The sequence below is a fragment of the Rhodopseudomonas sp. B29 genome, assembly GCF_000333455.1.
GTDB lineage: Bacteria > Pseudomonadota > Alphaproteobacteria > Rhizobiales > Xanthobacteraceae > Rhodopseudomonas.
The window spans coordinates 1-1524 of the sequence record NZ_BADD01000576.1 but is presented as its reverse complement, the minus strand read 5'-3'; the positions used below and the strand labels follow the sequence as shown (position 1 = coordinate 1524).

Annotated in this window: 1 protein-coding gene and 1 pseudogene; both read right to left on the bottom strand. The window is 66.7% G+C overall.

Features of this window, described 5'->3' with window-relative positions; all coding sequences use genetic code 11:
* Positions 1-446: pseudogene (locus I5M_RS20555) on the bottom strand (hypothetical protein); the annotation flags it as partial.
* The coding region (locus tag I5M_RS20550; RefSeq protein WP_022723116.1) for a hypothetical protein at positions 439-1524 on the bottom strand (1086 nt) is incomplete at its 5' end. The pseudogene I5M_RS20555 and the gene I5M_RS20550, both read right to left, overlap by 8 nt.

The following is a 1524-nucleotide window of genomic DNA, read 5'->3' as shown; positions in this document are numbered from 1 at the left end:
CGTGCCGCTTCGACGTCCTGCTTGCGGCCGAGCGCCTTGCCGAGGATCTGCTCGAGCATCACCGAATCGGCGCGGAGCTGCAGCCAGCTCAGATGCGACAGCGTCGAGTTGACGATGGCGTCGGCACAGATGTTGTAGAGTTCGAGATCGACATCGCCGAGCACGCGCTGCAATTCGACATAGCGCTGTGAATGGCGCAGCGCGATATGCAGCACCTCGTGGGCGACAAGGCCGACCTGCTCGGGTAACGGCAGCCGATCGAACGCCGCTGCGTAGTAAACGGTGGTGCCGTCGGTCACCGCCGCCGGTGCATCGTCCGGTGCGTCCGGCGGCAGATCGCGATGTTGCACCCACAGCGCCAGGCCGCCGGTCGACGGCGCAAATTCGACCATGCGCTGGATTGCGCGCGTTCCGCGGTGGCAATACAGCGCATAAGTCTCAGGCATCGAGCGCGTCCATCTGGCGGCGCTCGCCGTAGCGGGCGTAAGCGGGGCTGTCGAGGATCGCGCCCTCGAGGCCGTTCTCCAGCGCGCGCTGCATCAACAGCTCCATCGCCAGCGTCTGCGCCTCCCGGATCGGCAGCCGCACCGAGCTGCGGATATCCGGCAACTGCTCGACGATCTCCAGCGCGCGCGCCAGCGTCGGCGCATCGCTGCACGCCGCCATCAGCCCGTACAGCATGCCGTACAGCGCATCGAGCGATTTCGGCAGCAGCGCCGCGGTGTCGGGACCGGGACGCGCCGCCAAGAGCTTCACCACGTCGGCGCCGGACTGGATCTCGCGCAGCACGCCGAAGAACTCGGCGGCATTGGCGGCTCCGATGCGGCCCTGCACGAAAAGCCGCTTGGCGTGGTCGGACAGGCCGGACTTCAGCACGTTGCTGATATCCTCCCAGCCGCGGGGCGAGGCGCCAATCAGGTGATCGCCGTTGAGCTGCGCCTGGGTATCGTCGAGCTTGTCGGGGCGCACCTTCAAGTAAGCCATCACCTCGGGGGCGAAGTCACGCGAGATCGCGTGATTGAGGAACGCCTCGATCGCGGTCTGCACATTGAAATGGAACATGCGGTCGGCCAGCGCCGTCCCCATGTCGTGGCTGATGGCGCCGTGGAAGCTGGCATTCCCGGCCGCCACCACCTGCCAGCCGTCGGGCAGGTGATAATTGCCAACGCGGCGGTCGAGGATCAGCGAATAGGCCGAGATCTGCAGCCGCTGATCGGCGGCGGTGAGTTCGTCGAGAAACAGCAGGCCCTCGGGCTGGTCGGCGCTCGGCAGAAACTCCGGCGGAAACCACACCGTCTTGGCGAGGCCCTCATCCGCATAGATGGCGCCGCGAATATCCACCGGCTCGATCGTGGTGAGCCGCAGATCGACCAGCGGAATCCGATAATGCTCGGCGACCTGCTTGACGATCGACGACTTGCCGACGCCGCGCGTGCCCCACAGCATCGAGGCGCGGCGGCGCAGCAACGGCTCGGCATATTGCTCGATCAGCGCCGCCTTCGCCGCTGCGATCGAGACCGGAGG